The following is a 7008-nucleotide window of genomic DNA, read 5'->3' as shown; positions in this document are numbered from 1 at the left end:
GGGGTGGGCTCGTCCACGTGGAGGGTGCGGGGCAGCACGCCGTGACGCATCGCCTCGACCATCTTGATGACGCCGCCGACGCCCGCCGCGGCCTGGGTGTGGCCGATGTTGGACTTCAACGAACCGATCAGCAGAGGCTGTTCGGCAGCTCGTCCCTGCCCGTAGGTGGCGATCAGCGCCTCCGCCTCGATCGGGTCGCCGAGGGTGGTGCCGGTGCCGTGGGCCTCGACCGCGTCGACCTGGTCGGCGGTCAGCCGGGCATTGGCCAGCGCGGCGCGGATGACCCGCTCCTGGGAGGGGCCGTTCGGCGCGGTGAGCTGGCTGCTCTTGCCGTCCTGGTTGATCGCGGTGCCGCGGATGACCGCGAGCACCGGGTGCCCGGCGGCCTGGGCGTCGGAGAGCCGCTCCAGCAGCAGCATGCCGGCCCCCTCGCCCCAGGCGACGCCGTCGGCGGCGCCCGCGAAGGACTTGCACCGTCCGTCCGGGGACAGCCCGCGCTGGCGGCTGAACTCCAGGAAGGTGGTGGGCGTGGCCATCACGGTGACACCGCCGGCCAGCGCCATCGTGCACTCGCCCTGCCGCAGCGCCTGGGCGGCCAGGTGCAGGGCGACGAGCGAGGAGGAGCACGCGGTGTCCACCGACACCGCAGGGCCCTCCAGGCCGAAGGTGTACGAGATGCGGCCCGAGGCCACACTGCCCGCGCTGCCGGTGCTGAGGTAGCCCTCGAAGCCGTCCGGGGTCCGGTCCGCCAGGCGGGTGCCGTAGTCGTAGTACATGACGCCGGTGAAGACCCCGACGGGCTTGCCGCGCAGGTTGTCCGGGGCGATCCCGGCCCGCTCGAACGCCTCCCAGCTGGTTTCCAGCAGCAGCCGCTGCTGGGGGTCGACGGCGAGGGCCTCACGCGGGCTGATGCCGAAGAACTCGGGGTCGAACTTGTCGGCGTCGTAGAGGAAGCCGCCGTGCCGGGTGTAGGTCTTGCCGTGCGCGTCCGGGTCGGGGTCGTACATCTCCTCGATGTTCCAGCCTCGTCCGTCGGGGAAGTCGCCGATCGCGTCGACGCCCTCGGCGACCAGCCGCCAGAGCTGTTCGGGCGTGGTCACCCCGCCGGGGTACCGGCAGCCCATGCCCACGACGGCGATCGCGTCCTCGCCTCCGGCCGCTGCCGTGGCCGGGGCCGGGGCGGCGGAGTCCGCGTTCTTCCCGAGGAGTTCGCCCCGCAGGTAGGCGGCGAGTGCGGTGGGGGTGGGGTGGTTGAAGACGAGTGTCGCGGGCAGGCGCAGCCCGGTGGCCCGGGCCAGCGCGTTGCGCAGTTCGACGGCGGTCAGCGAGTCCAGGCCCAGCTCCAGGAAGCCGCGATGGGCCGGGATCGCCTCGGGCTCGGAGTGGTGCAGCGCGGTGGCGAGTTGGGCGCGGACGAGGTCGAGCAGGGCCTGGTCCTGGGCCTCGGGTGACAGGCCGGCCAGGCGGGACCGCAGTCCGTGTTCATCGGCCGGTCCGGCGTGCGTACTTCGGCGCGGCACCGACCCGACCAGGCCGCGCAGCAGCGGCTGGACGCCCGTTTCGGCGGCGCGCTGCCGCAGGGCGGCGAGGTCGAACCGGGCCGGCACGGTGACCGGGAGGTCCGTGCCGAGCGCGGCGTCGAACAGGGCGAGCGCCTCCGCGGTGGCCTGCGGCAGGATCCCGCGCCGGGCCATGCGGGCGCGGGCGGTGTCGTCCACACTGCCGGTGAGCGCGCTGTCCTGGGCCCAGAGGCCCCAGGCGAGGGAGTGGGCGGGGAGGCCGTGGGTGTGGCGGTGGGTGGCGAGGGCGTCGAGGTAGGCGTTGGCGGCGGCGTAGTTGGCCTGTCCGGGGCTGCCGATGGTGGCGGCGATGGAGGAGTAGAGGACGAAGGCGCGGAGGTCGAGGTGTTCGGTGGCCTGGTGGAGGTGCCAGGCGGCGTCGATCTTGGGTCGGAGGACGGTGGTGAGGCGTTCGGGGGTGAGGGTGGCGAGGGTGGCGTCGTCGAGGATGCCGGCGGTGTGGATGACGGCGGTGAGGGGGTGTTCGGTGGGGATGCCGGCGAGCAGGGTGTCCACGGCTTGGCGGTCGGTGGTGTCGCAGGCGGCGATGGTGACGGTGGCGCCCAGTTCCCGGAGTTCGGCGGTGAGTTGGGTTGCTCCCGGGGTGTCGGGGCCGCGTCGGCTGGTGAGCACCAGGTGTCGCACACCGTGGGTGGTGGCGAGGTGTTTGGCGAGGAGGGTGCCGAGGGTGCCGGTGCCGCCGGTGATCAGGACGGTTCCGTCCGGGTCGAGCGGGGTGTTCTCCGCCGTGTCCGGGGTGGCGGCCCTGGCCAGCCGGGGCACGGTCAACCGGCCGTCCACCAGCGCGAGTTCCGGTTCGTTGCGGTCGGCGAGGGCGGCGGGCAGGAGGTGGTGGCCGGTGTCGTCGAGGTGGACGAGGACGATGCGGTCGGGGTGCTCGGCCTGGGCGGAGCGGGTGAGTCCCCGGACGGTGGAGGCGGCCAGGCCGTCGGCATGCCGGGTGGCGACCAGAACGGGGCTGTCGGTGAGGCCCTCGTCGGTGAGGGCTTCCCGGAGGGCGGCGAGGGCCTGCTGGGCGAGGTCGTGAGCGCGGGCGGGTTCGCTGTCGTCGGCGGAAGCGGTGAGCGGAAGGTGGCGGAGGACACCGACGCCCGCGGTGCGCAGCGCTTCGGCGGACGCCTCGTCGCCGACGACCACCCACGGCCCGGTGACGGGGGTACGGCCGGTGAGGTCCCGCGCCGCCTGCTCCACCCGGTACAGCGGGGGACGGGCGACGGTGCGGACCGCAGCGAGCTGCTCGGACGTGATCGGGCGGCCGGCCAGCGAGTCCACCGTCAGGACCGGAAACCCGTCGAAGTCGGAGAGGGTCAGCCGGGCGCTCTCCGGGCCGGTCGGCGACAGCCGTACCCGGAGCGCGCGGGCCCCGACGGCGTGCAGGTCGACGTCGGTCCACGAGAACGGCAGCCGGATGCCCTCGGGCCCGAGGTCGAGCAGTGAGGCGTGCAGGGCCGCGTCCAGCAGGGCGGGGTGGATGCCGAAGCCGTCGGTGCCGCCGTCACCGGGCAGCACGACCTCCGCGTACAGCTCCGTCCCGCGCCGCCAGGCGGCCCGCAGGCCCTGGAAGAGCGGGCCGTAGTGGTAGCCGCGCGCGGCGAGCCGGGGGTAGAAGCCGTCGACCGGGACCGGGACCGCTCCGGCCGGAGGCCAGGCCTCCTCGACCGGGGGGCGGTCGGGTGCCTCGGCGGTGAGGGTGCCGACCGCGTGCGCCGTCCACGGCTGGTCGTCGCCGGTCGGGCCGGCCGGGCGGGAGTGGACGGTCACCGTACGGCCGGCCCCGCCCTCCGCCGGGCCCACCGAGACCTGGACCTCGACGCTGGCGTCCTCGGGGACCACCAGCGGGTGCTGGAGCGTGAGTTCGGCCAGGTGCGGGTGGTCGGCCCGCTGGGCGGCGTGCAGGGCGAGCTCGACGAAGGCGGCGCCGGGCAGCAGCACGGCGTCCAGCACGGCGTGGTCGACGAGCCAGGGCTGCTGGTGCAGCGAGACCCGGCCGGTGAACAGGTGGGTGCCGTCGGGCAGTGTGGTGGCGGCGGCCAGCACCGGGTGGCGCAGCGGACGCAAGCCCGTGCTGCCGAGGTCGGTGGCGGCGACCGGCTTCAGCCAGTACGACCGGCGCTGGAAGGGGTAGGTGGGCAGCTCCACCGGGATCGCCGGGGCGCCCGGCAGGTCGGGCCAGGTGATGGAGGTGCCGGTGGTGTGGGCCTGCGCCGCGGAGGTGAGGAAGCGGGCCAGGTCGCCGTGGTCGCGGCGCAGGGTGCCGATCGCCCGGCCGGTGCCGTCGAGGATCTCCTCGACGGGGTTGGTGAGCACGGGGTGGGGGCTGGCCTCGATGAAGGTGGTGTGGCCGGTTTCGACGAGAGCGCGGACGGACTGTTCGAAGAGGACGGGGTTGCGGAGGTTGGTGTACCAGTAGTCGGCGTCCATGACGGTGGTGTCGATGAACGCGGCGGTGAGGGTGGAGTAGAGCGGGATGGCGGAGGGCTGGGGGGTGAGGCCGGCGAGGTCGGTGAGGACCCGGTCGCGGATGGCTTCGACCCGGGGGCTGTGGGAGGCGTAGTCGACAGGGATGGTGCGGGCGCGGATGCCGTCGGCCTGGGCCCGGTCGACGACGGTGTTCAGCGCCTCGACGGTGCCGGCGATGACGGTGTGGTTGGGGCCGTTGACGGCGGCGATGTGGGCGTCGCCGCCGTGGCGGGTGAGCAGCGGTTCGACCTGGTCGGCGGGCAGGGGGATGCTGGCCATGGTGCCGGTGCCGGCGAGCGCGGTGATGGCCTGGCTGCGGCGGACGACGACGCGGGCGGCGTCGTCGAGGGTGAGGGCGCCGGCGATGTGGGCGGCGGCGATCTCGCCCTGGGAGTGGCCGATGACGGCGTCGGGGCGGACGCCGACGGACTCCCAGAGGCGGGCGAGCGAGACCATGACGGCGAACAGGGCGGGCTGGACGACGTCGACCCGCTCCAGGGAGGGGGCGCCGGCGCGCTGTTCGAGCAGGTCGAGCAGGTCCCAGTCGGTGTGGCGGGCGAGGGCCTGGGCGCAGGCCTTGAGGTGGGTGCGGAAGACCGGGGACTCGGCCAGCAGGTCGCGGGCCATGCCCTCCCACTGGGAGCCCTGTCCGGGGAAGACGAACACGGTACGGCCGGGCTGCTCGGCGCGGCCGGTCACGACGACCGGTGAGGTCTGGTCCGCGGCGAGCGCGGCGAGACCGCTCAGCAGCTCCGTGCGGTCCCGGCCGATGACGACCCCGCTGTGCTCGTACCGGCCCCGGGAGGTGGCCAGGGCGCCGGCGACGGCGACCGGGTCGACGTCCGGACGGTCCAGCAGGTGCGCGCGCAGCCGGTCCGCCTGCTCGCGCAGGGCGGGTTCGGTCCGGGCGGAGAGCACGAACGGGACGGCTGCCGGGACGTCCCCGACCGGCTCGGTCCCGGTCCCGACGGGTCCGGCGCTCTCCGGTGCGGCCTCCAGGACGATGTGGGCGTTGGTGCCGCTGATGCCGAAGGAGGAGACGGCGGAACGGCGCGGGTGGTCGGTCTCGGGCCAGTCCCGGGTTTCGGTGAGCAGGGAGACCGCACCCTCGGCCCAGTCCACGTGCGGGGTGGGCTCGTCCACGTGCAGGGTCTTGGGCAGCACGCCGTGGCGCATCGCCTCGACCATCTTGATCACACCGGCGACGCCGGCCGCGGCCTGGGTGTGCCCGATGTTGGACTTGAACGAGCCGAGCCAGAGGGGCAGTTCGGGTTCGCGCGCCTGGCCGTAGGTGGCCAGCAGGGCCTGGGCCTCGATCGGGTCGCCGAGGGTTGTGCCGGTGCCGTGCGCCTCGACCGCGTCCACCTGGTCGGGAGCCAGCCCGGCGTCGGCCAGCGCGGCCCGGATCACCCGTTGCTGCGACGGCCCGTTGGGGGCGGTGAGCCCGTTGCTGGCGCCGTCCTGGTTGACCGCCGAGCCGCGGACCACCGCGAGCACCCGGTGCCCGTTGGCCCGGGCGTCCGAAAGCCGCTCCAGGAGCAGCATGCCCGCGCCCTCGCCCCAGGCGACACCGTCGGCGGAGCCCGCGAAGGACCGGCAGCGGCTGGCGGGCGACAACCCGCGCTGACGGCTGAACTCCTGGTACATCCCCGGTGTGGCCATCACGGTGACGCCGCCGGCCAGAGCCATGGTGCACTCGCCCTGCCGCAGCGCCTGGACGGCCAGGTGCAGGGCGACCAGCGAGGAGGAGCAGGCGGTGTCGACGGTGAGCGCCGGGCCCTCCAGCCCGAGCACGTAGGACACCCGGCCGGAGGCCACGCTGGCGGCGAGACCGGTGACCAGGTAGCCCTCGGCGCCCTCGTCGCCGAGGTAGCTCAGCGAGGCGTACTCCTGGGCGATCACGCCGGTGAACACGCCGGTACGGCTGCCGTGCAGGGACTTCGGGTCGATGCCGGCCCGCTCGACCGCCTCCCAGCTGGTCTCCAGCAGCAGGCGCTGCTGGGGGTCGAGGGCGAGGGCCTCGCGCGGGCTGATGCCGAAGAAGTCGGCGTCGAACTCGTCGGCGTCGTAGAGGAATCCGCCCTGGCGTGCGTAGGTCTTGCCGATCGCCTCCGGGTCGGCGTCGAAGAGGTTCTCGACGTCCCAGCCGCGGTTGTCCGGGAAGTCGCCGATCGCGTCGACGCCGTCGGCGACCAGCCGCCACAGCGCCTCGGGGGTGTCGGCGCCGCCGGGGAAGCGGCAGCCCATGCCGACGATCGCGATCGGGTCGTCGTCCGCGCGGGCCGTCACGGCCGTCGGTGCGGTGGCGCCGGTGACCGCGCCGCCGTCGCCGAGCAGCCCGGCGAGCAGGAAGCGGGCCACGGCGGTGGGGGTCGGGTGGTCGAAGGTCAGGGTGGCGGGCAGCCGCAGGCCGGTGCCGGCGGCCAGCGCGTTGCGCAGCTCGACGGCGGTCAGCGAGTCGAAGCCGAGCTCCTTGAACTGCCCGGTCGGGTCGACGGACGAGACCGAGCCGTGGCCGAGCGCGGCCGCGACGGCGCCGCGGACGAGGTCGAGCAGGATCTGCTCCTGCTCGGCCGGGCTCCGCCCGTGCAACTGCTCCAGTACGGGCGAAGCGCCGGCCGCGGCGCCCTGCGCCGCCCGCCGTGCGACCCCGCGCACCAGGCCGCGGTACAGCGCGGGCACCTCGCCGGAGGCGCGCAGCCGACCGGTGTCGAAGAGGGCGGCGACGGCGGTCGCGCTCCCGCCGGCCAGCGCGGCGTCGAACATCGCCAGGGCGCGCTCCACCGGCACCGGCAGCAGGCCGTTCCGGCGCAGGCGGGCGTGGTCCTGCCCGGTCAGTGCCGCGGTCATGCCGCCGGCCTCCTGCTGCCACGGGCCCCAGGCGAGGGAGTGGGCGGGGAGGCCGTGGGTGTGGCGGTGGGTGGCGAGGGCGTCGAGGTAGGCGTTGGCGGCGGCGTAGTTGGCCTGT

The 7008-nt window shown here is 74.8% G+C and carries 1 protein-coding gene; it reads right to left on the bottom strand.

Annotation, left to right across the window (positions count from 1 at the left end; genetic code table 11):
* A partial coding sequence (locus ACFV1W_RS39645; RefSeq protein WP_380422328.1) for an SDR family NAD(P)-dependent oxidoreductase occupies positions 1-7008 on the bottom strand: 7008 nt, incomplete at both ends.

The organism is Kitasatospora sp. NPDC059648 (assembly GCF_042734825.1).
Taxonomy (GTDB): domain Bacteria; phylum Actinomycetota; class Actinomycetes; order Streptomycetales; family Streptomycetaceae; genus Kitasatospora.
The sequence above is the reverse complement of the archived record's forward strand: the minus strand, read 5'-3'. Positions and strand labels throughout refer to the sequence as shown.